24 protein-coding genes are annotated in these 25,218 nt (G+C 38.7%); 18 read left to right on the forward strand and 6 right to left on the reverse strand.

Annotation, left to right across the window (positions count from 1 at the left end; all coding sequences use genetic code 11):
• The first annotated feature begins 62 nt into the window (after positions 1-62).
• The 12 genes from MZHIL_RS06980 to MZHIL_RS07035 all read left to right on the forward strand — a co-directional run bounded on the left by MZHIL_RS06980 (position 63) and on the right by MZHIL_RS07035 (position 14,424).
• Entirely contained in the window at positions 63-1,802 is a 1,740-nt protein-coding gene (locus MZHIL_RS06980) for a glycosyltransferase family protein (protein ID WP_013898666.1), read from the forward strand.
• A 62-nt stretch (positions 1,803-1,864) separates the two neighbouring features.
• Positions 1,865-2,839 carry a galactose-1-phosphate uridylyltransferase gene (locus MZHIL_RS06985; protein ID WP_013898667.1) on the forward strand — a complete coding sequence of 325 codons (975 nt, stop codon included), beginning with the start codon at positions 1,865-1,867 and terminating at the stop codon, positions 2,837-2,839.
• A 15-nt stretch (positions 2,840-2,854) separates the two neighbouring features.
• Complete coding sequence (locus MZHIL_RS06990; protein ID WP_013898668.1) at positions 2,855-4,078, forward strand: glycosyltransferase family 4 protein; 1,224 nt, start codon at positions 2,855-2,857, stop codon at positions 4,076-4,078.
• Positions 4,079-4,111: 33 nt separating this feature from the next.
• The gene (locus tag MZHIL_RS06995) at positions 4,112-6,112 is read left to right on the forward strand and encodes an amylo-alpha-1,6-glucosidase (protein ID WP_013898669.1); all 2,001 of its coding nucleotides are present in this window, start codon (positions 4,112-4,114) and stop codon (positions 6,110-6,112) included.
• A gap of 87 nt (positions 6,113-6,199) precedes the next feature.
• Positions 6,200-6,415 carry a winged helix-turn-helix domain-containing protein gene (locus MZHIL_RS07000; protein WP_013898670.1) on the forward strand — a complete coding sequence of 72 codons (216 nt, stop codon included), beginning with the start codon at positions 6,200-6,202 and terminating at the stop codon, positions 6,413-6,415.
• A gap of 37 nt (positions 6,416-6,452) precedes the next feature.
• Positions 6,453-7,514, forward strand: a complete 1,062-nt coding sequence (gene corA, locus MZHIL_RS07005) for a magnesium/cobalt transporter CorA (protein ID WP_013898671.1) — start codon at positions 6,453-6,455, stop codon at positions 7,512-7,514.
• Between the two features lie 47 nt (positions 7,515-7,561).
• The gene (locus MZHIL_RS07010; RefSeq protein ID WP_013898672.1) at positions 7,562-8,269 is read left to right on the forward strand and encodes a DUF432 domain-containing protein; all 708 of its coding nucleotides are present in this window, start codon (positions 7,562-7,564) and stop codon (positions 8,267-8,269) included.
• A complete protein-coding gene (locus MZHIL_RS07015; protein ID WP_013898673.1) occupies positions 8,266-9,153 on the forward strand; it encodes a mechanosensitive ion channel family protein in 888 nt (295 codons plus the stop codon). The genes MZHIL_RS07010 and MZHIL_RS07015 overlap by 4 nt, the downstream gene beginning before the upstream one ends.
• A 73-nt stretch (positions 9,154-9,226) precedes the next feature.
• The gene (locus MZHIL_RS07020) at positions 9,227-10,363 is read left to right on the forward strand and encodes a glycoside hydrolase family 57 protein (RefSeq protein WP_013898674.1); all 1,137 of its coding nucleotides are present in this window, start codon (positions 9,227-9,229) and stop codon (positions 10,361-10,363) included.
• On the forward strand, positions 10,360-11,622 hold the full coding sequence (locus MZHIL_RS07025; RefSeq protein ID WP_013898675.1) for a glycoside hydrolase family 57 protein: 1,263 nt from the start codon (positions 10,360-10,362) through the stop codon (positions 11,620-11,622). The genes MZHIL_RS07020 and MZHIL_RS07025 overlap by 4 nt, the downstream gene beginning before the upstream one ends.
• An 18-nt stretch (positions 11,623-11,640) precedes the next feature.
• Positions 11,641-12,435: a V4R domain-containing protein gene (locus tag MZHIL_RS07030; RefSeq protein ID WP_013898676.1), complete on the forward strand. Its 795-nt coding sequence runs from the start codon at positions 11,641-11,643 to the stop codon at positions 12,433-12,435.
• Between the two features lie 6 nt (positions 12,436-12,441).
• Positions 12,442-14,424, forward strand: coding sequence for a glycoside hydrolase family 15 protein (locus MZHIL_RS07035; protein WP_013898677.1), 1,983 nt, complete (start codon positions 12,442-12,444; stop codon positions 14,422-14,424).
• Positions 14,425-14,694: 270 nt separating this feature from the next.
• On the opposite strand, the gene MZHIL_RS07040 is transcribed toward MZHIL_RS07035, so the two are convergent.
• From MZHIL_RS07040 to MZHIL_RS07065, 6 genes are all read right to left on the reverse strand, one after another.
• Positions 14,695-15,321 carry an NTP transferase domain-containing protein gene (locus MZHIL_RS07040; RefSeq protein WP_013898679.1) on the reverse strand — a complete coding sequence of 209 codons (627 nt, stop codon included), beginning with the start codon at positions 15,319-15,321 and terminating at the stop codon, positions 14,695-14,697.
• A complete protein-coding gene (gene cobS / locus MZHIL_RS07045) occupies positions 15,306-16,136 on the reverse strand; it encodes an adenosylcobinamide-GDP ribazoletransferase (RefSeq protein WP_013898680.1) in 831 nt (276 codons plus the stop codon). The genes MZHIL_RS07040 and cobS overlap by 16 nt, the downstream gene beginning before the upstream one ends.
• Positions 16,137-16,189: 53 nt before the next feature.
• Positions 16,190-16,729, reverse strand: a complete 540-nt coding sequence (cobZ, locus tag MZHIL_RS07050) for an alpha-ribazole phosphatase CobZ (protein ID WP_013898681.1) — start codon at positions 16,727-16,729, stop codon at positions 16,190-16,192.
• Positions 16,730-16,766: 37 nt separating this feature from the next.
• Positions 16,767-17,759 (reverse strand): cobalamin biosynthesis protein, encoded by a 993-nt coding sequence (locus tag MZHIL_RS07055; RefSeq protein WP_013898682.1) that lies wholly within the window; start codon positions 17,757-17,759, stop codon positions 16,767-16,769.
• Complete coding sequence (gene cobD, locus MZHIL_RS07060) at positions 17,756-19,246, reverse strand: threonine-phosphate decarboxylase CobD (RefSeq protein WP_013898683.1); 1,491 nt, start codon at positions 19,244-19,246, stop codon at positions 17,756-17,758. The genes MZHIL_RS07055 and cobD overlap by 4 nt, the downstream gene beginning before the upstream one ends.
• A gap of 173 nt (positions 19,247-19,419) precedes the next feature.
• Positions 19,420-20,034 carry an NTP transferase domain-containing protein gene (locus tag MZHIL_RS07065; RefSeq protein ID WP_013898684.1) on the reverse strand — a complete coding sequence of 205 codons (615 nt, stop codon included), beginning with the start codon at positions 20,032-20,034 and terminating at the stop codon, positions 19,420-19,422.
• Positions 20,035-20,425: 391 nt separating this feature from the next.
• Here MZHIL_RS07065 and MZHIL_RS07070 point away from each other — a divergent pair, with 391 nt between their 5' ends.
• From MZHIL_RS07070 to MZHIL_RS07095, 6 genes are all read left to right on the forward strand, one after another.
• The gene (locus MZHIL_RS07070; RefSeq protein WP_013898685.1) at positions 20,426-20,740 is read left to right on the forward strand and encodes a DNA-directed RNA polymerase subunit delta; all 315 of its coding nucleotides are present in this window, start codon (positions 20,426-20,428) and stop codon (positions 20,738-20,740) included.
• A gap of 187 nt (positions 20,741-20,927) precedes the next feature.
• Positions 20,928-22,163, forward strand: coding sequence for a histidine--tRNA ligase (gene hisS, locus MZHIL_RS07075; RefSeq protein ID WP_013898686.1), 1,236 nt, complete (start codon positions 20,928-20,930; stop codon positions 22,161-22,163).
• Between the two features lie 21 nt (positions 22,164-22,184).
• Positions 22,185-22,664 (forward strand): hypothetical protein, encoded by a 480-nt coding sequence (locus MZHIL_RS07080; protein WP_013898687.1) that lies wholly within the window; start codon positions 22,185-22,187, stop codon positions 22,662-22,664.
• Between the two features lie 13 nt (positions 22,665-22,677).
• Positions 22,678-23,286 carry a hypothetical protein gene (locus MZHIL_RS07085; RefSeq protein ID WP_013898688.1) on the forward strand — a complete coding sequence of 203 codons (609 nt, stop codon included), beginning with the start codon at positions 22,678-22,680 and terminating at the stop codon, positions 23,284-23,286.
• Positions 23,261-23,755, forward strand: a complete 495-nt coding sequence (locus tag MZHIL_RS07090; protein ID WP_013898689.1) for a hypothetical protein — start codon at positions 23,261-23,263, stop codon at positions 23,753-23,755. Before MZHIL_RS07085 ends, MZHIL_RS07090 begins: the two co-directional genes overlap by 26 nt.
• Positions 23,756-23,804: 49 nt before the next feature.
• Positions 23,805-24,935: a DUF7284 family protein gene (locus MZHIL_RS07095; RefSeq protein WP_048815528.1), complete on the forward strand. Its 1,131-nt coding sequence runs from the start codon at positions 23,805-23,807 to the stop codon at positions 24,933-24,935.
• Positions 24,936-25,218 lie beyond the last annotated feature (283 nt).

A 25,218-nucleotide genomic window follows, 5' to 3' on the forward strand; every position in this document is an offset into this window, starting at 1 on the left:
TTAATATCGAGCAAAAATGGATAATAATAGCTGGGGAAGAAGCTGGTCCAAAATCAAATAAGATGGGGGGCATATGGAATGTCATAGATGCTGAATCACACACCTTAGCATCCATGATAGATTCCAATGATCTGGAAGAAGATGAAAACCCCGGAATTCTTGTTGCAGGGCCGTATTATGGGCATAGTGGTGCTGACTGGAACAAAGGACTCAACCGGATAACTGATGTTAGTGGATTTGAAGAAATGGAACTGGGGGATGAGATAAAAGAAACGATTGAATCCTTACAGGAATACGGAATTGATGTTATCACTGTTGAGAAAAGAATAAAAAATACAAAAATCGGATATTTACTATTTAAGACAGATAATTTCTGCAGGATCAATACGGTATATAAGGGAACTGAGATGTCTCTGGATAATAAGATAAAAGCGGAAGCTTTTGACCTGATTGGCCTGGACTCTCTAAAATATGAAAGTCTATCAAACGGACAGGAATATACCCATTACCTCAACCTTTCCTATGCAATCTCTGAATTTGTAAGAATATTTGTAAATATCAAAGAAAAATACAGTAAGGAATATCATGATCAGGCCATTGCAGAGTTTGCAGCGTCTTTGATGCCCACAATGAACATATCACTTCATTGCCATGAGTTTGGACTCTTTTATGCAATTGCTCGGCTGAAAAAAATAGGCATTGCGGTCAATACAGTTGCAACCTTACATGCAACCCTTCCAGGAAGAGGGGCAGGTTACAGATCCATCCAGAAAATAAGGGATAATGACACAACATGGATTGAAGGAATTCCTGAAAACACAGCTACCCTGGAATCACTTTCAAAATATGCTGATGTGGTCACAGCCGTTGGTGACTCAACCAGAAAAGAAATCAAGCTATTCTACGGAATAACTTCAATAGTTGTAAGAAACGGCATCTATCTTGATGAAAAAGACATAAAGTGGAACGATAAGATCAGACTTCAGGAGAATATCCAAAACTTCCTTTCAGAAACGATCTACAAATATATGGACGGAAAACAGATACCCTACAAGAAGATCATACCCATTTTTTCCATTTCCAGAATTGAAATCGAGAATAAAGGCTATCCTGACCTGCTGGACTCACTGGTACTGCTAGATCGAATAATCAAGATCGGAGTTCGAACCGGCAGGATTGATGAAGATATCAGGATAGTTTGCTTCGTTGTATGTGCGCATGGCCCAAAATACAATCTTCCAGAAGGATTTCCGATAAATATGCAAAAGGAGATTCTGGCAGGTGAGGAGAACAGACTCCAGAAGATGATTGAAGAACGCGGATTACAATGTTCAAGCCTCCCTGGTGGGACAAGGCATGTATCAGCTATCCTGTATCCCCAATGGCTATCTGAAAATGATGGAGGACTTAATATGAACACATCCAATTTCATGACTGGATGTATAGCAGGCATCTTTCCGTCCAGATATGAACCCTTTCTCCTTACAGGCCTTGAAGCAGGTAAAGAATATACACCAAGCATTGTAAGTAAAATATGCGGGTTCAGTGACGCATTGAACACTATCGAAAGCCTGGTGCCGGGGATTGGAGGAGTGATTGTTGTTGACAACATTGATCTCTCATACAATGAAACGATAATAGATTATGCACTTGCAATAAACTATCTGGTCACCACCTACATGGAAGATAAGGTCAAGTACAAACTTCTCTGCCAGGAAGCTAACCTGCTTGCAAAAAAAATGAACTGGGAAGGTCCAGTCAAAGAATACTATGAACTGCTCATGGGAACTAAGATCAAATGAAGCCAGTTGATAAATACCGGTAATAAACTTAACATAAATTCATAATAATTAAGGAGTCGGGAATGTCTGAGATTAGAAAACACTATTTTCTGGATAAGTATTGTTTAATAGCAGCTGAAAGACATAAAAGGCCATCTGATTTTAAGCTAACTGAAAAGCATGCTTCCAGCTCAAACTGTGTCTTTTGCCCGGGAAATGAGAAAAAAACACCACCACCAACAGCAGTCTACTACGATGGTGAGGTTTTCAGTTCTGATATTGAAAAAAGTGATAAAGGGTGGGACATTCGCTGTTTTCCAAACCTTTATCCTGCCCTGTCGTCTGAAAAACCCAGGAATGCTATACTATCCAGCCATCCTTGGAAAGGCTATGAAGGATACGGATATCATGAAGTTATAGTGGAAACCCCATCCCATACCAGAACAATAAACGATTATTCAGATGAAGAGATCACAATGCTCATGCATGCGTATCGAGACCGGATAAAGTATTACCAGAGCCAGAGTGATATTGAATATGTATCTCTTTTCAAGAACTGGGGAGATAAAGCAGGCGCTTCAATTGAGCATTCACACTCCCAATTAATAGCTCTGCCTCTGGTCCCTCCGATCATCTCAGAAGAGTTAAGGGTCATAGATTCTCTTGAAGAATGCCCTTACTGCAATATTGTTACCAATGAGCAGAGATCAAAGCGTATTGTCTATGAGAACAGTCAATTTGCAGCTATTGCACCTTATTATTCTATCGTTCCCTATGAAATATGGATACTTCCCAAAAACCACATCAACCATATATCAGAGGCAGACAATAGTTTTCTGGTTGGTCTTGGCGATGCTATTAGATATATAATAATTCGCTATGAACAGATACTGGACTTACCTTCCTACAACTATATGTTTTATGAAAGTCCTAAACTTTGTTACCACTTCAACGTAAGAATACAACCAGTACTTGCAACACCAGGTGGATTTGAAAAGAATACAGAGATATATATCAACTCAATGCCACCGGAATTAGCTGCATCTCACCTTAAATAATATATAAATACGCAAATGAAAAATGTGAATTTAATTTATGATCAATATGGGGGTTTTGAAATTAAAAGAACAAAGCTTAAAGTTGGAATGTTTTCATGGGAAAGCCTTTACTCAGTAAAGGTTGGAGGTATAGCCCCACATGTCTCAGAGCTTTCAGAAACACTTGCAAAAAAGGGCCATGAGGTGCATTTGTTTACCAGAAGTGGGGGTCTGCCAGATTATGAGCAGATAAATGGGGTACATTATCACAGGATATCACATGATCAGTCAGGAAACATCGTGCACCAGATGGATAAAATGTGTGATGCAATGTATTACCGCTATAGGGAGGTTATCAGAGAATATGGGGATCTGGACATACTCCATGGACATGACTGGCATCCGGTAAATGTTCTGTGCAGAATAAAGGCAGAAGACGGCACTCCATTTATACTGACATATCATAGTACAGAATGGGGTCGTAATGGGAACAAGCATGGTGACTGGTGGGAAGCTACTGAGATTTCTCACAGAGAATGGCTTGGAGGATATGAAGCTGCAGAGGTGATCATTACTTCAAATATACTTAAAAGTGAGGTTCAGTATCTTTATCAGATCCCGGATTACAAGATTTCAATAATACCTAATGGAATATATGCAGGAAAGATGAGAAAGAAACTGGATCCGGGAATGATCAAAAGAAGATATGGAATTTCACCCCTTGCTCCTGTGATTCTGTTCATAGGACGTATGAGCTACCAGAAAGGGCCTGACCTGATGGTGCAGGCAATTCCCAATGTACTTGCTCACAGGCCAGATGCCCAGTTTGTATTCATTGGTGAAGGAGAAATGAGACCCTATTGTCAGCAGATTGCCTGGGATTCAGGTGTAGCCCATGCCACCCATTTTCTGGGGTATGCCCCGGATGAGGAAGCTATAGACTGGAACAATGCATGTGACATTGTATGTGTTCCCAGCAGAAATGAACCGTTTGGTATTGTAGTACTGGAAGCATGGGATGCGGGTAAAACTGTAGTAGCTACAGATGCAGTTAAGCTCATAGATTGTTTCATAAACGGCATCACCGTATACCAGAATCCAGATTCAATTGCCTGGGGTATAAACTATGTACTTGATGGAATGGGGCTAAGGAAGCTTGGGGAAGAAGGCCAGCATCTTGTTGAGACAAAATATAACTGGGACTCTGTATCTTATTCCACGGTCAATGTCTACATAAAGGCTTCATCTGAAAATATCTAATCCAGCTGGAAAATAATCTTATTGGAAAATATTATGTTTGAGTCAGTTTTTCCATCAAATGAATTTAAAGATTACAGGAGCGGATTGCGTAAAGAGTGGATCGTTACCAATGGGCTTGGAGGATATGCATCATCCACCATAACAGGTGCAAATTCCAGAACATATCACGGCCTTTTGGTAGCTGCCATGAATCCACCTGTTGACAGGATACTGTTACTTTCGTCCGTGGATGAAATAATAGAGATCAATGGCGAACTGTACCATCTTGCGGTACATAAATATCCAGATACGGTATATCCTGAAGGATACAGATACCTCAACTCTGTCTCCTTTAATCCTTTCCCTGTGTATACATATAATCTGGGAAATGCCCGGATAAGTAAACACATCTTTATGGTTCATGGTCAGAATACAACGATCATTGAATACCAGATAGATGGGGTTTGTGACAATGACAGTATTTCAATGAAATTACTACCACTTATCAATACAAGAAATTTTCATCATACTGCACGGTCAAATGATAACATATTCAAGCAGACGGCTGGCTCATTCAGAACTGAAATAACCAATGGTAATGTTTCATTTCAATTAAGTTCAAATGCCGGCTATTTTCCTGCAGGAAACTGGTACTATGATTTTGAGTATGAACACGAACTGGAACGTGGAAACTTTTATACAGAAGACAATTATAATCCTGGATATTTTGAAAAAAGTTCTTTGACCAATGGAAGCCACATATTTCTCGTTGCATCTACTGAACATATACCTGACATAAATTCTGAAGACATTGAAATTCTCTACAGAAAAGAAATTGAAAGACTTATAGATATAGAAAGAAAATGCAGCTATAAAGATAACATTATATCAAAACTCTATCCTGCAGCAGATTCATTCATTGTTCAGCGAAAATCAACCGGATCAAATACCGTTATTGCTGGATATCACTGGTTTTCTGACTGGGGACGGGATTCAATGATATCACTACCGGGCCTTACACTGGTTACCGGACGATTTGAAGAAGCTTCCAGCATACTAACCACATTTTCAAAGTACTGCAGAAGGGGACTTATACCAAATCGCTTCCCTGATCACAGTAAAGACATGCCTGCATACAATACAGTTGATGCTCCTTTGTGGTTTATACATGCAGCCGGACGTTATTTTGAATATACCGGTGATGGAAATCTAATTGAGGATATCTGGAGTACCATAAAGGAAATCCTATATTATTATACTCATGGAACTGATAACGGCATAATAATGGACTCAGATGGCCTTATAAGACATAATGACCAGCTTACATGGATGGATGCAAAAATTGGAGTAAATGCAGTAACTCCAAGAGCCGGTAAAGCATGCGAGATCAATGCACTCTGGTATAATGCTCTGAATACAGCTTTATTTATATCAGATAACCTGCAGCTTGATATTGAATTCAATGCTGATGATCTCCATATGATCAGAGAAAATTTCAGTAAAATGTTCTGGAATACGCATGAAAAATGTCTTTTTGACTTTATAGATGACAGAAAAGAAACTAGTATTATAAAGGACCCTTCAATACGTCCAAATCAACTTTTTGCAGTATCACTGCCATATACAATGCTAACCCACAAACAGAACTGCCAGATTGTCAAAAAGGTCGAACAGGAATTGCTCACCCCTGTTGGGATCAGGACTCTCTCACCTGGAGATTCAGGATACACCGGAATATATTCAGGGAATATCTGGACACGGGATGCAGCATACCATAATGGAACTGTCTGGCCCTGGCTTATGGGGGCATACATATCAGCCTATACCAGGGTCAACAACTATTCAGACCAAAGCATCGCATACTCAGAGCAGTTACTGCAAGGACTTGATGGTCATTTATATCAGGCAGGTGTTGGCACCATATCTGAGATATTTGATGGTGATCCACCACATGACCCTAAAGGATGTATATCCCAGGCATGGAGTGTTGCAGAAATAATGCGGGCATACATTGAAGATATTGTAAACCAGGGAAAAGTTAAGGTCATGTATTAATGAATTGTTTGAAGTATCTTTTTATATTTATAATATAATATTATCAAAGATAAGTAACAACAGTTGATTAAAGTGGAGGGTATTGAGATGGAAAATGATTATTGTATTGATATTGGGCTTGCAGCTGGTGCTGTATACAGTGAGCTTGAAAATGGGGACCGAAATTTGACCCAGCTTCGCAAACATATAATTGATAATGGATATGATGCGAATACTTTTCTTATGGCCCTTGGATGGCTTGCAAGAGAAGATAAGGTCTGCATAATAAAACAGAACAATAAATGGTCCATCTGTCTTAAATAAGTATATAATGAAGTAATGATCATAAATTACATTTGATATGAGAAGATTCGTAAAAAAAACTTCCTATAAAGCAGGTTTTCCACCAGGTACACTTGTCCATATTGGAGAAAAGAAAACAGAAACAGTCAGAATTTCGTATCTGGATTATGATTATTCAAACATACACGAGAATGTAGTCGATTCTATTGAAGAGTGTTTTCCTTTAAAGGACACACATACAGTAAGCTGGATCAATATCGATGGTATTCATAGGGTGGACATAATTGAAAAGATCGGGAAACAATTTGATATTCATCCACTGGTACTGGAAGATATACTCCATACCAATCAACGGCCAAAGATCGAAGATTTTGGCAACTATATGTATATTGTTCTCAAAATGATTTATTCCAATGAGAATAATGAAATCAATTCAGAGCAGATAAGCCTGATAATGGGAGAAAATTTCGTCATATCATTTCAGGAAATCGAAGGTGATACTTTTGAACCAGTTCGAAAGCGCATCAGGAGTGAAAAAAGCCGTATACGCAAAATGGGACCAGATTATCTTACCTATGCTCTGATAGATTCTATAGTTGACAATTATTTTATTATTCTTGAAAAAATAGAGGACAAATTAGATTTAATTGAAGATGAAGTTGTTTCAAGCCCTACACCAGACGTGCTCAGAAACATTCATAGTCTCAAATGGGAAATGACATATCTTCGTAAATCAGTATGGCCTCTCAGGGAAGTAATCAACAGTATGACCCGAACGGAATCAAACCTGATACAGGAATCTACCAGAATATATCTTAGAGACCTTTATGATCATACCATTCAGGTTATTGATACAGTAGAAACATTCAGAGATATACTATCCGGAATGCTTGATGTTTATCTATCCAGTATAAATAACAAAATGAGTGAGGTCATGAAGTTCCTTACGATCATTGCAACCATCTTTATACCTCTGACATTCATAGCCGGTGTTTATGGAATGAACTTTGAATATATGCCTGAACTTGAATGGAAATGGGGCTACCATCTAATACTATCATTAATGTTTCTAACCGTACTTACCATGGTCGTGTATTTCAAGAAGAAAAAATGGTTTTGAAGCATTATAAATTAACTTCTTTCGTTTGAGGATTACAGGGATTAATTATGTTCGGATCGTACAACATTCCGTTTAAGATCGAAACTGAAAATATCAGCCTGCGGGTTGAAAAACTGGACAGCATTTATCTATACAGAAGAGATGCAAATAATGAGAAAGTAGATAAGAATCTCATGGACGTGGAAGGCAGTCTGCTTATCAATCCAATTGAACCCCTGAACAGACCAAAAAAAATCACTTCATATCTTCTGATCGAATTCGAAAGGCCTGTTATACTAAGTCCGGGTTCCTCAAATACTGCATATATCCGATTTCCGGTTGAAATCGGAGTATTCATTTCCGGCAAAGGTAAGTACGAGATACTTGATATCATTTCACTTTCAAAAAAGAAGTTCACTCTTTACGGAGATCCAAGTGATGGAGTGATCTGCAAGTACTGGAAAAGTGAGGTCTTTTCTACAGTGCCGGAATTAAACAGTCTATATGAGGGGGTCATAGAGATGAATATAATTAATGAAACTCAGAAATGGTCTGAGATCACCAGAACTGTTCTAAATGCCTATGGTATGAAAATATATTATACCTCTGACATGGTATCAATGAAAATCAATATGAGGGTTACAGGCCAAAGAACTGCTTTGACCGAATTTGTCAATTCGCCCATTAAAGAAAGTATGAAGAAGTCACTTGAACTTTATACTCTTGGAATCGTTCGTGTAAGCGGTGGGAACTATCTGATGGAGAAGGGACTTTGATATCATCAATAATGTCACATTTACCCGAAAGTGGCCTATTAATTATCAAATTCTTCACATCCATTTTTGCACTGATACTCATAATCATAGCCAGTAAAGCTATTACGATTTACCTGAGAAGGCTTCTAAAAGAGAGAGTAGAAAAAGGTTCTCTGGATGTTCTGCTTAAATTTACATATTATACTCTGATAGGAATTGCTTTTTTCCTGTTTGTACTTCCAACACTTGGTGTTCTTCCCTCCAGTCTTCTGGTTGCTGGGGGAATATTTGGATTTGTGATAGGATTTGCCAGTCAGAGTATTGTTGGTAATCTTATTTCAGGAATATTTCTTATCATTGAAAGGCCAATAGAGATAGGAAACCAGGTGAACATTGAACAAAATTCCGGCATTGTGACCGATATAAATCTCATCTCCACCATTATCAGGACATATGACGGACTCTATATCAGAATACCGAATGAAAAGGTTTTCACAAATACAATTACCAATTTTGTAGCAAATGTAGCCCGGCGTTTTGAGTATGTGGTTGGAATACGTTACAGTGATGATGCTGACAGAGCTATAAAGATCATAAACGATGTAGTTGAAGAGAATCCTTTTGTTCTAAAGAATCCAAAGCCAATGGCCTTTGTAGATAACCTGGGAGATAATTCAGTAAATATATTTGTAAGAATGTGGGCTCCTGCTACTGACTGGTTTGATGCAAAGACTACTCTGCTCTGGAAAATCAAAGTAGCTCTTCAAAATGATGGAATAGAAATAGCATTTCCACAGAGGACTTTATGGTTTCAGAACGAACTAAGGACAGGTGCCATAAAAAAAATGGGAAATAATGAGGGATTTAATGATACAGAAAATCTGTTTGATCAGGAAAAAATATGAAATATCGATCAGAGTAAGAGATTTATTTGCAGGACCAATATACTAAAATATCTCTTTAAAGCATTTAAGTAGTATGAAAGGAGTTTGTGTATGTTGGGAAGTGCATTTGCCCTATGACATAAAATGGTACTGGGCAAATGAGGGGTATCAAAAACCTTCAATGGAAAAGTATTTTAATCTGATCAAAACTTTTTCCAATTTTGATCGTTTTGCAGATGAGGTAATCTCAAGCAATGAAATTCTAAAAGAATCCATTGCAGATGGAGGAAAATATTCATTCAATATATCCGGAACATTTATTGAACAATGTAAATGGAATATGGAAGTTATCTCTTCCTTTCACGGACTATTGAACAGTGGAAATGTTGAGTTGCTGGCTTCTCCCTATTACCAGTCAGTATGTTCTCTATTTGAGAACCATTCAGACTTTATAGAGCAGGTGAAAAAGCACTCATCTACCATAAACGACATCTTTGATGAAAAAGTTCAGACACTTGTAAATACCCAGCTCCTGATGTCTGATGAGATTGCCAGATCTGCGTATCAAATGGGATTCAGGTGCATGATATCTGAAGGATCTCACAATATAGTCAGGAAAAATGATCCTGTATATGTATATAAAAATCATTTACCTGTAATTCTCAGACATATCAACCTGAGTGAGGATATAGAGAGACGTTTTTCTGAAAAAAAATGGACAGGATATCCATTGATAGCAGATAAATTTGCAGCCTGGGTCAATAGTATGGAAGGGGATGTCCTTACACTATATATCAACTACGATTCACTCTCAAGTCACAGAAAAGACAGTGAACTGATCCATGATTTTATTAGAGACCTGCCAAAGAGTCTTGCCAGTCACGATATCCAAATGATCACACCTTCAGAAGCTGTAAAACTCTACAGTGCAAGGCCTCTTGAAACACTCAAACGTGAATCCACTGCCAGATACGGCATTAACAGCCTTATAGGAAACCATGTGCAGCACATATACATGCATGAGCTTACAGGTGCAGGAAAGGAACTTGAAAATATAAAAGATAGATCATATCATTCATCTCTGCAGCATATCTATCGCTGTCTCCAGCAAAGCAGTATTATGCATGATATGAATGCTGTAAATTATCCACTGGCATATGAAAGAGCGGTTAACAATCTTTCAATTCTATCAGACCTAAAGCGTGCATTGATCTCAGGAGACAAACAATGAGATCTATATGCCTATATTTTGAAATTCATCAGCCACACCGCCTAAAGTGGTTCTGGCCGGATCAAATATCTACAGGTTTTGAAAGATATTTTGATACATCAGTTAACAGAGAGATATTTGAAAAGGTTGCCAATAAATGTTATATCCCTGCCAACCGGCTCCTGCTGGATCTTATAGATGAGCATGGTAAAGATTTCAGATTCAGTGTATCTATTACCGGAACCCTGCTGGACCAGTGTACTATGTGGGGAGAAGAGGTCATTGATACTTTCAGACAAATGGCAGAATCTGGTTGCGTTGAGTTTCTTGACGAGACAAACTATCATTCGATTGCAGGCCTGTTCGACGATCGTTCAGAATTTACAGAACAGGTGATAGAGCACAGAAAAAAGGTTTCGGATCTTCTTAAAGTGCAGCCTGATGTATTCAGAAATACCGAACTTCTATACAACAACAGTATTGCAAAGACTGCATCAGATCTTGGATACAGGGCTATACTTGCAGAAGGTGCAGACCATGTACTGGATCCATCAATGGGTCATATCCATCCATTTGAAAACCGGAATATTATTGAAAACAGTCGATATTCACCAAATTATGTATACCAGGCCAGAGATTCAAACATCAGGGTTTTGTTAAGAAATTATCCATTGAGTGATGACATAGGATATCGATTTTCTTCTCGATCATGGAATGAATATCCATTGACTGCCGATAAATGGGCAACCTGGGCATCTCATGCCAGAGGAGACACGTTGAACATATTCATGGATTATGAAACATTCGGAGAACATCAATGGGCAGATACCGGTATATTTGAATTTCTGAAAAGCTACCCAAATGAAGTAATAAAAAGGAACCTGGAGTTCAATACACCCTCTGAAACTATAGATAAATACCAGACCACAGGGATTGTTGATATAGATGACTTTTCCACAATCTCCTGGGCTGATATGGAAAGAGATACAAGTGCATGGATAGGTAATGATATGCAAAGGAGATGCTTTGAGGAAGCTAAGCTTCTGGAGCCTTATGTCAAAAGAACAGGGGATTATGAACTGATCAGGATCTGGAAACATTTTCTGACCTCAGACCATTATTATTACATGTCTACCAAATGGCTGGGTGATGCGGACGTACATTCATATTTCAGCATACACACATCACCCTACGATGCAGCTGTTAATTTCATGGCAGCTTTCATGGATTTTAAAGCAAAGGTATTTTACAGGCTTAAAAAAGATAATAAAATTCAATAAATAGGGAGATTGATCAGTTTGGCCCAGAACATGTGCATGTTTTATACGCCTGGAGAGGATAATTGTCTTGCATGGGTAAAGATACATTATGACAAAAATAATGCAACCAGCTCAATGATATCCAAAATACTGGAATCTGAAGCTGTTTCAGTTATTTTTGCCACTGTTGACAATTTTGAATATCCTGACATCGGTAAATTTTATGTGTTTATTGAGATCAGGAAAGAAGAACTAAAGAATCTGATCAGCAGCATTGAATCTCAAGAATATATAATGGATGTAGAATATGACATTTCAAATAACAGATTGATACATTCAATCGATTTTCCATTTACAATACTTGGTGGAAGGGCAATCGTTACAAGAGCACTGACATTTGTGGATATCATAAAAATAATCAGAGAAAATGTACATGAATCTGAAGGTATACTTGTGCACAGTGGTCTCAAAGGCGGAAGACATGCTGCAAGACATGTGAGCCGATATATGGAGGTTAATATCAACAATTTTGCAGATATACTCAAAGAGCTATTTCAGGCTGCAGGCTGGGGTCTGCTCAATATAGAATATGACCATGAAACACATGAAGGAACAATAACTGTTCGTGATTCATTCATATCAGACGTATACCAGAAATCAGAAGAACATGTCTGTGCCTACATGTCAGGGTTCTTTTCAGGATATTTATCCGAATCGCTTGGAGAAGACATATATGCAAAAGAAATTAAGTGTCAGAGTAGCGGTCATCCGGAATGTGAACATCAGATAAGGGCTGCAACTCTTCTCGATCAGCAGATATCAATCAACAGGTGAATACCGGTGATAAGGAATACCAATGCCATACTTGGAAACTCTGAGCTGATGGTAACTCTGGGTAAAAGGGGGGAGATTTTAGGATTTTTTTATCCAAGACGTGATTATGCACAGCATGTCGAAGAGTCAATGATGTGTATTTATTCAGATGAATTTACAGAAAGTACAGATAGCGACAGTAATTCAGATCGACTGCTGTGGATGAATTCTTCCCGGTGGGAATACGTACAGAAATATACTTCAGATTCATATAATGTAGCTACGAGATTAAAACATGATAATGGTCTGGAAGTGTCAATACTTGACAGTGTGCATCCTCTAATGCCCGCACTTACAAGAAAATTCAGGATAAGTTCCAAACACGATTTTGATGGAAAGCTGTTCTATTATTCCAGCCTTAATGCAGGAGATATGTCAAAGCAGAATACATGCTATTGTGACAATGAAGAATATATTGTAGTGCAGTACTGGCAGGATTATCATCTGGGCCTTACATCCCTGCCTGAATTCCAGAGCTGGCAGGTCAGTAAGATATTTGGAAGCAGCTGGTGGGCAAATCCAAAATATGACATGGAGGACGGAGCACTTCAGAACAACAGAGAGGATATCGGAAAACCTGGGTTTGCTCTTGGATGGGATATGCATATTAAAAAGCATGAACCTTTTGAAGTGACTATCTTTATGGGTGCATCCAACAATAAATCAAGCCTTTACAGAAAAATGAGAGAAATCAGGTCACAGTCTATTGAGAGAATTAGCGAACAGGTGCAGGAGAACTGCGTTAAATGGCTTTCCAGAAAAAAACCATTGGATATTTTTGAAAAAGATGACCTGGATTTGAATATAAGCCTCCTTGAAATCTACAATCGATCCCTTCTAACACTTAAATTACTCAATGAGCCTTCCCATGGATCATTTATCGCATCACCTGAGTTTGATCCAGCTTTTGAGATGTGTGGAGGATATGGATTTTGCTGGAACCGGGATGCTGCAGAGATTGCAAGTGCGCTGTTGAATTCCGGATATCCTGAATATACAGGAAAATTCTTCAGGTGGTGTGTAAAAACCCAGCTTCCTGATGGATCCTGGTTCCAGAGATACTGGACTGACGGCAGACATGGTCCTTCCTGGAGCAATTTCAATTCTACAACTCAGATCGATGAAACGGGTTCCACTCTGCATGCAATTGGTAAATATTATGAAACTCTTGAGGGGATTGATAGAATTGATTTCATTGAGCAGATGTGGGTTACGGTACTGAGGGGAGCGGAGTACCTTATAAAAAGAACCCGGAATGGGCTTCATGACGCATGCATGGACCTTTGGGAAACTCATGTAGGAACTTTTACCTATACAAATGCGTCTATTTTTGCAGGTCTTATTCAGGCTGCCCGTATTGCAGATGACTACGATCAGAAAGAGCTTGCAGGCAGGTGGAAAGAACATGCTTACAACCTGAAAGAGCAGATTCTGAATGATCTGTGGACGGATGAGGGTTATTTTGCCAGAGGAATTATGCATGACAGATTAGACTACACTGTCGATGCAAGCATCCTTGGTACAGTTACCCCATTTGACCTCCTATCACCACATGACCCTGAAGAGAGGAACAAAATCTACTCACTGATCAATACAATTGAAAATCGTCTAAAGATAGAAGTAAATGATCATTATGGCATCAAAAGGTATGAAGATGACCAGTACATTAACGGAAATCCGTGGATAGTAACTACACTGTGGCTATCCAAAACCATGCTTATGCTTTCACATGCGCTTCAAAAAGAAGGAGATTTTGATCAGAGCAGGCAGTTCCGGAGCAGAGCCATCAGTCTAATACAATGGTCGGTTAAAGGAACAACAGATACCGGCCTTCTGCCGGAACAGGTAGATAAGGATCACGGAAATCCTGCCTGGGCAATACCGCTTGGATGGAGTTGTGCTCTTATGGTTGATAATATCATTTTACTTGATGAGATCTACAGAAATTGATTAAAGAGCAGAACTTGGTTAAAGTTTATCGGAATTTATATACTGTATCTGATATATATAGCATGTTATCCATAATAATCATGGAATCAATTAACCGGGGGGTGAAACAGTATGGAAAAATGTGGTATATGCAAGGGGGATGTTGAGAGACAGCCGCATGTCACTAAAGATGGAAAGTGTGATCTCTGTGGTGAAAAATTAACCCTTGAGAAGAAAAAATAAAGTTTTGATGAGTCTTTCACAATCTTGAAACAACGGTCAGGAAGGTATTCACTCACTGACCGGCTGTTTCAATTTTTTTATCATTTTTTTACATAGCTTCAGGTCATCTACCGTATTTACGTTAAGTGATAGATGAGGATATTCCAGTATCAGGTTGAACTCTTCCTGTTCCTCCCTGATATGATTCCCATCCAGTACATTGATCCCGGCAGGAACTATAAAACTACCATCTTTATTAAAAACCGTATCCGGACGAGTGCCTGTTTGCCTGCAGACTGAAATCGGTACAGAGACTGACATTGCCGGTTTATCGGAACCTTCGTAGTAACCTACGATCTGGTCTATAATCTCAGGCGTAATTACAGGCAGATCAGACATAACTATCATAACAGGCCCTCTTATTCTGGCAGATTCAACGGCCTGGATCATATCCTTTACATAATTTCCGCCTTCTGTCTGGATGACCCGGACATTTCCTTTATATTTTTTCTCTACAACTATTCCGGTTTTTGGTGTTGCGGGAGAAACTGCAACGTAAATATTTTTAATTTTTTCAGATTCAAGCAGTGCGTCAACAACATAACTTACAAGAGGTTTTCCCAAAAGCTCAACACATGGTTTCTCTCCCATACCAAGCCTGCTGCCAAGCCCACCTGCCATTACAATAGCATCCATTCAGAACCTCCAGAAATCATTTTTATCATCAGTGTTAAAATAACCAGTGAAACTATCCTACCAATTTCATTTGCAGCACCGATACCATCACCATTGAGTCCTCCAAAATGCCGGTTACTCACATTAAGCAAAACCAGGGCAGAGACTATTGAAGCAATAAATGCAATAAGACCGGTAATTCCAAAACCCAGCAGCCAGAAAGAAATAATGCATACCAAAGCACCGAAGATGAGTCCGGCTGAGTATCTGGGAAATGTTGTACTCTCTATAGTGATAGCACCCATTCCATCATGAACAGGTTTTCCAAATGCTGCTATTGTCAGCATTGCCTGTTTTGCACCAATCTCGGAAACCACCATTGAAGCAAAGATAATCATTGCAGCCTCACTTGAACTGCTGCTTATGAAGGCAGTTTCTGATTTGATCGACAATATGGATGCATACAACGAAATAATTGCTATCGTGCAGAAAGCTGCCCCTCCTATGCCAAGAGAAACATCCTTCATTGCACTTATTTTCTTTTCCACACTACCATGGGCAGTAAGTCCATCCCCCATATCGGCAAGGCCATCAAGATGATTGAATCCGGTGAAATAATAGATAACTGCAATTATAAGAAATGATCCAATCATAGAAGGGAACAGCAGCTCAAATATAAATGCAAATAACCCGATGATCAGACCCAGAACAAAGCCAACAAATGTATACAGATAGATCCTTTGATTGAATTCATTGAAGCCCTCTTCTGTAATATATACAGGAATCGTTGAAAGAAATCCAAAACTTGATTTTACAGCAAGCAAAAATGAACCCATTTTTTCACCAAAGAATCATCAGCTATTGAATATAAGCATTTATTCTTACAGTATTACTGAATATCTATCTCAGCCATAGCCCTGGTATACATATTAGCCGAAACTCCTCCAATAAGACCTGCAAGTACGTCGTCCATAAAGGGACCCATCTGAGCCAGAATTCCAGGCTTTGCCTTATCAAAACGAACAAACTCGAACATTCCTTTATCACCACTGATGTATTTTGAGATACTCATACCAATTACTTCGTCTGCAACAATAAATGTAAGATCCTTCTCAAAAGATTCCTTGCTAATGCCTGGTAAGTTACCTGTTATTCCCTGCCTTTCCAGAAGAATTCCTGAATAGATCAGAAGTGAAAGGTTTGGATCTGAAATCGCTATCTTCAGTTCCCGTATAAACATTTCCTCTGCCTTCTCCCGGGTTTCGATACCAGGATGGGGTACATATAGTTCCATAGCAGCATCAACAAGCATTTCAAGGGTTATACCCTCATATTCAAGCACTTTAAGGATGTCATTGTCTGGTTCATTTTCAAGTGTTTCCGGCTGATCTCCTTTCAAGTCACGGGATTCCATATCTGATAGTTTCATAATTGATCACTCATTAATCTGATTTTACTGACAATAATCAGGTCCATACATAGTTGATCACTGCCGCAAGTGCAGCAACTGAAAGTATTGAAGCAATAAATATTATCTGTGAAGTTCTCTGAATATCGTCGGGTTGTGGTACTGAGTATTCATCTCCAAGTACATAGTTATTTGGTTTTTCCAGTCTGACCCTGATAGCTCCAGCAGTTGCTGCCATAGGATACCCGGAGTTTGGGGAAGGCGTATTCTGAGCCTGAGTAGAGGCCAGTTTTAGAGATGATGCAACATCTGCCTTTCCGGAAGAAAATACTGAGATCACTGCAGAAGCTCCTGCTATAAATAAAATTGACAGGCGTGCAGGTATCCAATTGAGGATATCATCAAATTTTGCTGAAAAGAACCCCAGTTCCAGATACGTTTCATTCCTGTAGCCTATCATGGAATCAAGTGTATTTACTGCTTTATATGCATAGGCTCCAATGAGCCCGAAAGGTCCAAGGAGCATATAATAGAACAATGGTGTAAGAATTCCATCAACATAGTTTTCAGACACAGATTCGATAACTGCAGATGATGCCTGTTCCTTGCTAAGTGATGATGGATCCCGGCTGACAAATATAGGAAGTTTGTCCCTTGCCTGCTGTAGTCTGTCATTCATTAAATCATACGAAATTTCCTTTGCCGGAGATAACAGGCTCTGTACTGCAAATGTGGATTTGAGGAAATAAGCTGCAATCAATAGCCTGACTGCCTCGGGTATGGGTTCAAATGTAGCTACCAGCAGTACAGTCAGCCCTATCAGAGATGCAAAAACAATAGTTGCAAGACCCATGAATACCCCATAGCCCTTTCTGTGAGAAGATGGTGCATGATCCCTGAAAACCTGTATGAACTTTCCAATCCACACAACAGGATGAACAGCAGCTGGCGGTTCACCTATTAGTATATCAAAGGCAAGGGCCAGTAAAAGTACATATATCAAAAATCCAGAATCAATGCTGAAAAAAATCTGGAATATAGTATCCATCATAGAAGCGGCTCCATTACCCGTCTCCAGGCAGATCTAAGATTTTCTTCATTATCTCCTTCATTCATGAAAATATCCAGAATCTTCTGTGCCACCTCTTTATCATGAATAATATGGCAATCCTGGCAGCTCCAGATTTTACCACCACTTGAGCGGTCCACCATCTTTCCACCCGTTCGTTCATCTTCACATGGGTAGAACGGACAGAAGCAGAAAATACAATCCTGATCTTCAAAGTGACATGGATAGTATTCACAGGTGGTTCGTCCAAGAGAACCTCCTTCTGCAATGGTTTCTATTGTGTGTTTCAGTTCCTCTCGTGCCTGTTCCCTGCCCCAACCTGTAAGAACATCACCAATTGCCTGAATAAGTTTTTCGTTTTCTTCACGAGGCCTTACAGCAATACGAATATAGGAATTTCCAAGTTCTCTAAAAGATGAACAGTCCCTGATCAGTATTCCCCGTGATGCAAGTCTGCGAGAGAGTTCAGATGAGTCCATCAGGAAGTCTTCAATATCTACAAGTATGTAATTAACACTGCTGTCCAGTGGCTTAAAACCGCGTACGTTTGAAAGGCGCTCTATCAGATAGTTCCTTTCCTCTTCGATCAACTGTCTGGATCTTATGAAATAAGAATTGTTATAGCCTGAGTCCATATTCAATAGTTCTGTAGCTACCGTGTCAGGTACTGATCCAAGATTCCATGAAAGCCTTGAATTATTCAAACCTTCAGCCATCCTTTGTGTGGCAACTCCAAACCCCATCCTGATCCCGGGAATTGCAAATGATTTTGTAAGTGAGCGAAGAACAAAGACATAATCATTCTCTATAGCAACGTTCACCATACTCTGCCGGGGATCAGATAGTTCACTGAAGGCTTCATCAATAAAAAGAAGTGTCTTTTTCTGTTCACATCTTTCTGCAAGCTTTTCCAACTTATTGCGGGATATAAGTTTACCTGTTGGATTATTCGGATTACACACAAAGATAATACGTGCGTCTTCAAGTATTTCATCACTGATGCTGAAGATATCATCCTGGTGTGTATTAATTATCTCTGCCCCGAATATCCTGCACTGGATCTCGTATTCACTGAAAGTAGGTTCCGGAATGATCACTCTGTCACCATGGTAAAGCACGGACTCTGCAACCAGACGTATTATTTCCGATGAACCGTTGCCAGGAACAATATTTTCATATGTAGTATCACTTTCTATCAGGAAACGGGATGCAGCCTTCCTGAATTCCAGATAGCGATTATCAGGATAATGATGTATTTTTTCGAGAGCTTGTTTTAACATTTCGTCCATATTAAATTCATTACCACAGTATTCAAATGGCGTACCCAGAGGATTTAAACTGGCACTAAAATCAAGTATCTCCGATTCACCAATTCCGTGTTTCTGTGCATTTTTCCTGACAAGACCACCATGTACAGCAGGTGAAAGATTCAGGACGGATTTTTTCAGTGGTAAATTATCTTCTGACACAATTATCGCCTACATATATATGAAACAAATGAACTCTCAAGATCTGTTAAATAGTAGAATATAATAAATACAAACAGATTGTCCGGGATCAATATTAAGATATGAATAATTACTCTCTGAATCAGATATTTTATATTTGTTTTTAGACAATCTGACTTATTGTATGAAAGTAATTAACATCTACGAGATACCATTATTTGTTCACATCTATCTAAATCATACACTGTATTTAAGTTGAACGCCAATCCCATCTCATGCAGTACAAGATTACAGTCCTCCTGTTCCTGATCTATATCTTTTCCAAGCATAATATTGATGCCTGCAGGAGATATCAGTTTACCATTCCTGTTGAACACGGTTTCGGGTCTGGATTCACTGTTTCTGAATATTGAAATGGGAACATGAACCGACATTGAAGGCTTGCCACATTTTTGATATTCTGAGATTATGAAATCAATGACCTCAGGAGTTATCATTACAATATCATACATTATGATAAGTACAGGTCCGCTAATACCAGCCTCCTTTACTGCATGTATCATATCAGCTACATAATTCATTCCGGGTGTGATTATCACGTCAACGTCTTGAGAGTATCGGCTCAACACTGTTTCCCGTGTCTTTAATGAGAAGGGAGAGAGGGCTACATAGATATTATCCACATTCTCAGATCCTGCAAGTGAATCTATTACATGGCCTATGATGGGTTTATCCAGAAGTATAAGATTTGGCTTGTCTTCTATACCAAGATCTCCACCTCTGCCTCCAACCATTACAATAGCATCCATTATCCGATACATCTCCTGAATTTGTATAGTGTGCAAATATTCATATTATCCGTATAACCTGATAGTACAGGTAGTTTAATATTCAGCATATTACAGATCAAATCCCTATATTAAACTTAGTGTAAATAGTACTCTTTTGCAAAGCGTGAATATTGTTTTATTTATATACAACTATAGTAAATTATGGACTATACTTTGACAGTACATCTATTATATATTTAAATATACAATTACACTTTCATGCCTATTTGCTTTAATGTACAGAAGGTATATTAATTTATTCAGAATAAACAATATCTGCTCAAGTAAACTTTACCAGAAAAATAAAGAACATGTATTATAATCCAGATAAGCAGAATACATGGTTGATTGAATAAGAATAGGTGAAAATGTGAAAATTGAAATCCATCTCTCAGATAAAGCATATGATATCCTGAAAAGATACATGGACATTGAAAATTTTGGAGACCTTGACCAAACAATTGAACATCTGATATTAAAAGCATCCGAAGACATTACAGATGAAATGAAGCAATACAGAGATATATTCTATCAGGTGAGCAATGATGGAGATATCTGGACAGTCCAGTATTACCGGTACATAGAAGAAGATTATGAGAGATTATCAACTGTCCACAGGTATGTCAACCGTCCGGATGATGAAGAGATCAAAGAAGATATTGAGAGGACATTCTTAGATAGATGACAGATATGAATCAAAACAGAAAATGTGCGTTCAATTTGCATCTAAGGATATTATCAGAAAGTTATGTAGCAGAAAAGTTTCACACAGAACCAAAAACATAAAACTTTTAACTCCCATCCTAAATCTAACCTATCTATCAAACCAGTTATCATTAAATCAATATAATAATTGTCAGGATACGAGTACGATGAAAATCACAAAACCAAGAGGCACCCGGGATTTTCTTCCAGAGGATATGGAAAACAGGCGTTATGTGGAAAACATAATCCGAGATGTGGTAACTAAATGGGGATATAGCGAGATTATGACCCCTACTTTTGAACATCTGGACCTTTTTACACTCAAGTCAGGAGATGCAATCGTTGGAGAGATCTACAATTTTACAGACAAGGGTAACAGGGAAATGGCACTTCGACCCGAGCTCACTGCACCTGTAATGAGAATGTATGTTAATGAAATGCAGGCAACCCCTAAGCCTCTAAAGCTATTTTATTTTGAGAACTGTTTCAGATATGAGAGACCTCAGAAAGGAAGGTACAGAGAATTCTGGCAGTTCGGGGTAGAGTTGATTGGAAGTAGACAGGCGGATGCAGATGCAGAGGTTATTGCACTTGCAATGTCGATACTGAATGCTCTGGATATTGATGGAAAATTGAATGTAGGTCATCTGGGAATTATCAGATATATATTAAAAGAACTTGACATTGAACAGCAGTCCCAGATCATGAGATATGTAGACAAAAAGGATGACATGGGACTTGATGATTACCTTGATAACATCAATGCACCGGCAGACCTGAGACGTAACCTGTTCGAATTGATAGGAATCAGTGGCGAGGATGCAATTATAAAGGCAAAGGAGATAACCGGCAGTATACCAGAACTTGAAGCATTCAGGAAAATTATTGAACTGCTTGATGCCTATGAAATTAAATATACCATCGACTTCGGGATTGCCAGAGGTCTGGATTATTATACAGGCATGGTATTTGAGATATATGCAAAGGACCTCGGAGCTCAAAACCAAATATGCGGAGGAGGATCCTACCAGTTGATACAGCTCTTTGGTGGCGGTGATGTCCCGTCAACTGGATTTGGTATTGGATTTGACCGAATAATGGAAGTTTGCAGGAAAAAAACGGAAAAACCTGCCAGTGTGATGGTGATATGTACAGAAAAAACCCGCCTGGAAGCTATTGAAACTACTATGGAATTAAGAAAGATCATGCCTGCACATATTGATCTGATGAAACGCAATTTCAAAGCACAGCTTTCCCATGCAAATAATATCGGAACAGATTTTACATTAATAATCGGAGAGAGGGAATTACAGGCAGGAAAGGTCACCCTTAAAGATATGAAAAGCGGAAACCAGGAAACCCTGACACTGAAAGAAGCTATTGCAAAGCTGAATGAATATTAGAGCAGATAACACAGCTCAAGTATGAATCAGAGACGAATAATCATAGATGAAAGTGCAGCAGATGCACTTCCAATGAGGATAACAGTAGCTGCTATAGTAATCGCAATTATCATGGTTCTTCTTGCCAGTGGTGTTTCAAATATGCTAACAGCTGTAAATGAGAGGAAGGCAGTTAATGAAGCTGAAAAAATTGCAATGCATGCAGAGCAGATATCTCTTAGAGGAGAAGGAAGCAGAATAGTACTGGACATCGATGTGCCCACAGGATACCGCATTGTACTTGGAGCACTGGCTCATGATAAAGACAACTGGCCTGTTAATGCAAATTCATATCATATACAGACAGGAAGAAGAAATATAATTAAGGAAACAGGGGCATCTTTTTCAGACGAATTCATGGCCGGTCCTGCGATCATCCCGGAAGGGTCACACCAGATTATTATTGAGAGTATCAGAGACCCTTCATATAACAGACTCTTTATAGCTGCATATATTACCTGAGACCGGTGAATGCATGTCCTGGATATATCCACTTCTTTATGAGGAAGACGCATGGTCCGAATTTGTGCTCTCAAAGGTCGGGCTTATGATAGCATGTGCGATAGTGATAGCTGCGATATCACATCTGACCTACGGTTTCTGGTCACTGAACCAGGAAAATGAACTGGACGCCATTGCACTGGAACTAAAACACACAATTGAAAGAACATCTTCTATAAAAGAAGGCGAGAACTCAGGATATTCATTCCATCTTCATGACCTTGTGTATGAATCTTCAATTGACCCAAACACGATTAAAGCATACATAGGCCATAATTATATCAGGCTCGAGATTGAGAGAAATGACCGCACAATAAGTACTGTAAAGCCGCTTGTTTTCAATGTGATCACTCTTAATCAAAGCGAACTTCAGAAAAGCCTGGATAGTGAGTTTGCCAGCACTGGTCGTATTGATAGGCCTTTGAATGAAAATCCTGAAGATGTGCTGGATTTTATTGCACAATTAGCCCAGCAGGAGACACATTTAAATACAAGTAAAAAAATTTACATTGTAAAAGAATTTACATATATTCAGTACGATTCTGAGGTTTTCAGGCTTGAACATATGCTTCTTTATCAATGATGAAAAGGGATTACTTGAACCGCAGAATGACATAATGGCCACCGCAATGCTTGTCGTTGGATTTGTAGTATTTGCAGCTATTATGTCAGAAGCGTATATAGTGTATGATCACAATTCACATGCACTGGAAAATTATGAAGATGCATCCCGTATTGCAGAATCACTTGCTTCCAGTGATCTGCTCTATGATAATGAAAATGGTGTGATCAGTGCAGATGCTCTTGATCATCTGTGCAATCCAGAAAAAGGGAAGTATTCAAAACAAATATTATTTTCCAGTTTGTCTGCCGGTTTTACCTATACTGTAGAGGTATATACGCAATGCAATGAACACAGATGGATACTCAAAGAGTCTGAAAATATGAAGTATTTCAGTAATGAAGTCATTGCAGCTTCTGTTCCTGTTGTAATAGAGATCAATCCTGTAGAGTCTGTACCTGGAGTACTGTGCGTCAGAATATGGAATTGATACAATGAGAAAAACGAAGCACGACATATGCTCTCACCTGCTATGCAGAATGATAAAAAATAATGCTACAACAATTTTCAGCTTGTTTCGGGACAGAAAAGGTATTTCTACCACGTTAGATGCATTGCTGTTTCTGGTAATGGTTTCAATTTCCGCTGCACTTCTTATGCCGGTTGCAATGACTGATTCTCAGTACAGGGCAGCAGAACACACTTCAATCGAAGATATGAGCAAACATCTGCTCAGATCCCTGATAAGCAGTACAGTAGATGATTTTGAATATTATCATTACATTGATTCTACAGGTATGCATCATGAGGATCTCGGGGATCATGATGAGTTAGATATGCTTTTCAAAAAAAGGTACATTCACCTGAAGCCTGCGGATATTCTGGCAGAAGCTGTAATATTCCAGCTGAAGGTTAAAGGCCATGAAGATGAAGATCCTATATATGTACGGGCAGGTGGGGAAGATCACCTGATCAGGACTGAGAAAGTAATCGATTCTTATCTTCATTCCCGGCTGGGAAGAAGTTATAACTACCGTCTTGAAGTTAACTGGTACCCTGTTACAGGTACAGATATATCAAGCAGTTTCACAATTGGAAACATGAATCCACCAGATGCCATAGTCCAAAAATCCAGGATAGCACTTCCATATGACTTCTCAGTTTCCTACAATACAATAGCATCGCCTCTCAATGACTCGATCCTTGAAAATACAATGAATCGCACTTATGATGAACAAAAAGAAATCCTTTACCATGCTTTCATTGAAGGCATTAAAGCAGGTTCTATGGAAATTGCACGAAAAATTTCCGGTATTAAATATCCTGCCCCGGATAATGAACGAAAAATGAACAGTATCTTCATAAAACATGTTTCATCTCCTTACCACCTGGACTACAATAGGAATATTGAGGAAAACAATACGCCTGCAATCCCACATAAAGAATATCCATTTAATATAGCTCAAAATAAAGAATTTGAAGACCTGCTCTGCGATATAATCTCATCCACAGCTATTCATAACAGCAGGAAAGACATAAATTCAACCATTGAGACTATTCTAGAAGCTGAGGATATTGAATCTGCAAAATTGACCAGAGACCGGCAAATGGAAAATATATTTCATATCTTTAATCAGGGTGGTGCAGAAGTTATTCTAATGCTCTGGTAGCTGATAGAAAATCTGATCCATAAGATATATATTCAATAATTGCTTTACTAAAAACACTTCGCCAACAATAGACTTAACCAGAAAAACATCAGGTTGCTCTCCCAAAAGTTCATATCAACCTGAGAAATGCTGCTGTAGATAAATATTACAGCCAGTAGATATATAAGAAATATCAGAGTGTTATAGAAACATTCAAACAGAATTAAAGTAGAATACTCTTATAGAGATAATATCTGCATCAGACAAATGAAAATATATCAGGAAAACATATCATAATTATCAG

The sequence above is a fragment of the Methanosalsum zhilinae DSM 4017 genome (genome assembly GCF_000217995.1).
Classification (GTDB): domain Archaea; phylum Halobacteriota; class Methanosarcinia; order Methanosarcinales; family Methanosarcinaceae; genus Methanosalsum; species Methanosalsum zhilinae.

Excerpts from the sequence above, each read along its gene's own strand:
- MZHIL_RS06980 (WP_013898666.1), top strand. The coding sequence starts at position 63 with ATGGGGGGCATATGGAATGTCATAGATGCTGAATCACACACCTTAGCA.
- MZHIL_RS06985 (WP_013898667.1), top strand. The coding sequence starts at position 1,865 with ATGTCTGAGATTAGAAAACACTATTTTCTGGATAAGTATTGTTTAATA.
- MZHIL_RS06990 (WP_013898668.1), top strand. The coding sequence starts at position 2,855 with ATGAAAAATGTGAATTTAATTTATGATCAATATGGGGGTTTTGAAATT.
- MZHIL_RS06995 (WP_013898669.1), top strand. The coding sequence starts at position 4,112 with ATGTTTGAGTCAGTTTTTCCATCAAATGAATTTAAAGATTACAGGAGC.
- MZHIL_RS07000 (WP_013898670.1), top strand. The coding sequence starts at position 6,200 with ATGGAAAATGATTATTGTATTGATATTGGGCTTGCAGCTGGTGCTGTA.
- corA (WP_013898671.1), top strand. The coding sequence starts at position 6,453 with ATGAGAAGATTCGTAAAAAAAACTTCCTATAAAGCAGGTTTTCCACCA.
- MZHIL_RS07010 (WP_013898672.1), top strand. The coding sequence starts at position 7,562 with ATGTTCGGATCGTACAACATTCCGTTTAAGATCGAAACTGAAAATATC.
- MZHIL_RS07020 (WP_013898674.1), top strand. The coding sequence starts at position 9,227 with ATGAAAGGAGTTTGTGTATGTTGGGAAGTGCATTTGCCCTATGACATA.
- MZHIL_RS07025 (WP_013898675.1), top strand. The coding sequence starts at position 10,360 with ATGAGATCTATATGCCTATATTTTGAAATTCATCAGCCACACCGCCTA.
- MZHIL_RS07040 (WP_013898679.1), bottom strand. The coding sequence starts at position 15,321 with ATGGATGCTATTGTAATGGCAGGTGGGCTTGGCAGCAGGCTTGGTATG.
- cobS (WP_013898680.1), bottom strand. The coding sequence starts at position 16,136 with ATGGGTTCATTTTTGCTTGCTGTAAAATCAAGTTTTGGATTTCTTTCA.
- cobZ (WP_013898681.1), bottom strand. The coding sequence starts at position 16,729 with ATGAAACTATCAGATATGGAATCCCGTGACTTGAAAGGAGATCAGCCG.
- MZHIL_RS07055 (WP_013898682.1), bottom strand. The coding sequence starts at position 17,759 with ATGATGGATACTATATTCCAGATTTTTTTCAGCATTGATTCTGGATTT.
- MZHIL_RS07065 (WP_013898684.1), bottom strand. The coding sequence starts at position 20,034 with ATGGATGCTATTGTAATGGTTGGAGGCAGAGGTGGAGATCTTGGTATA.
- hisS (WP_013898686.1), top strand. The coding sequence starts at position 20,928 with ATGAAAATCACAAAACCAAGAGGCACCCGGGATTTTCTTCCAGAGGAT.
- MZHIL_RS07080 (WP_013898687.1), top strand. The coding sequence starts at position 22,185 with ATGAATCAGAGACGAATAATCATAGATGAAAGTGCAGCAGATGCACTT.
- MZHIL_RS07085 (WP_013898688.1), top strand. The coding sequence starts at position 22,678 with ATGTCCTGGATATATCCACTTCTTTATGAGGAAGACGCATGGTCCGAA.
- MZHIL_RS07095 (WP_048815528.1), top strand. The coding sequence starts at position 23,805 with ATGATAAAAAATAATGCTACAACAATTTTCAGCTTGTTTCGGGACAGA.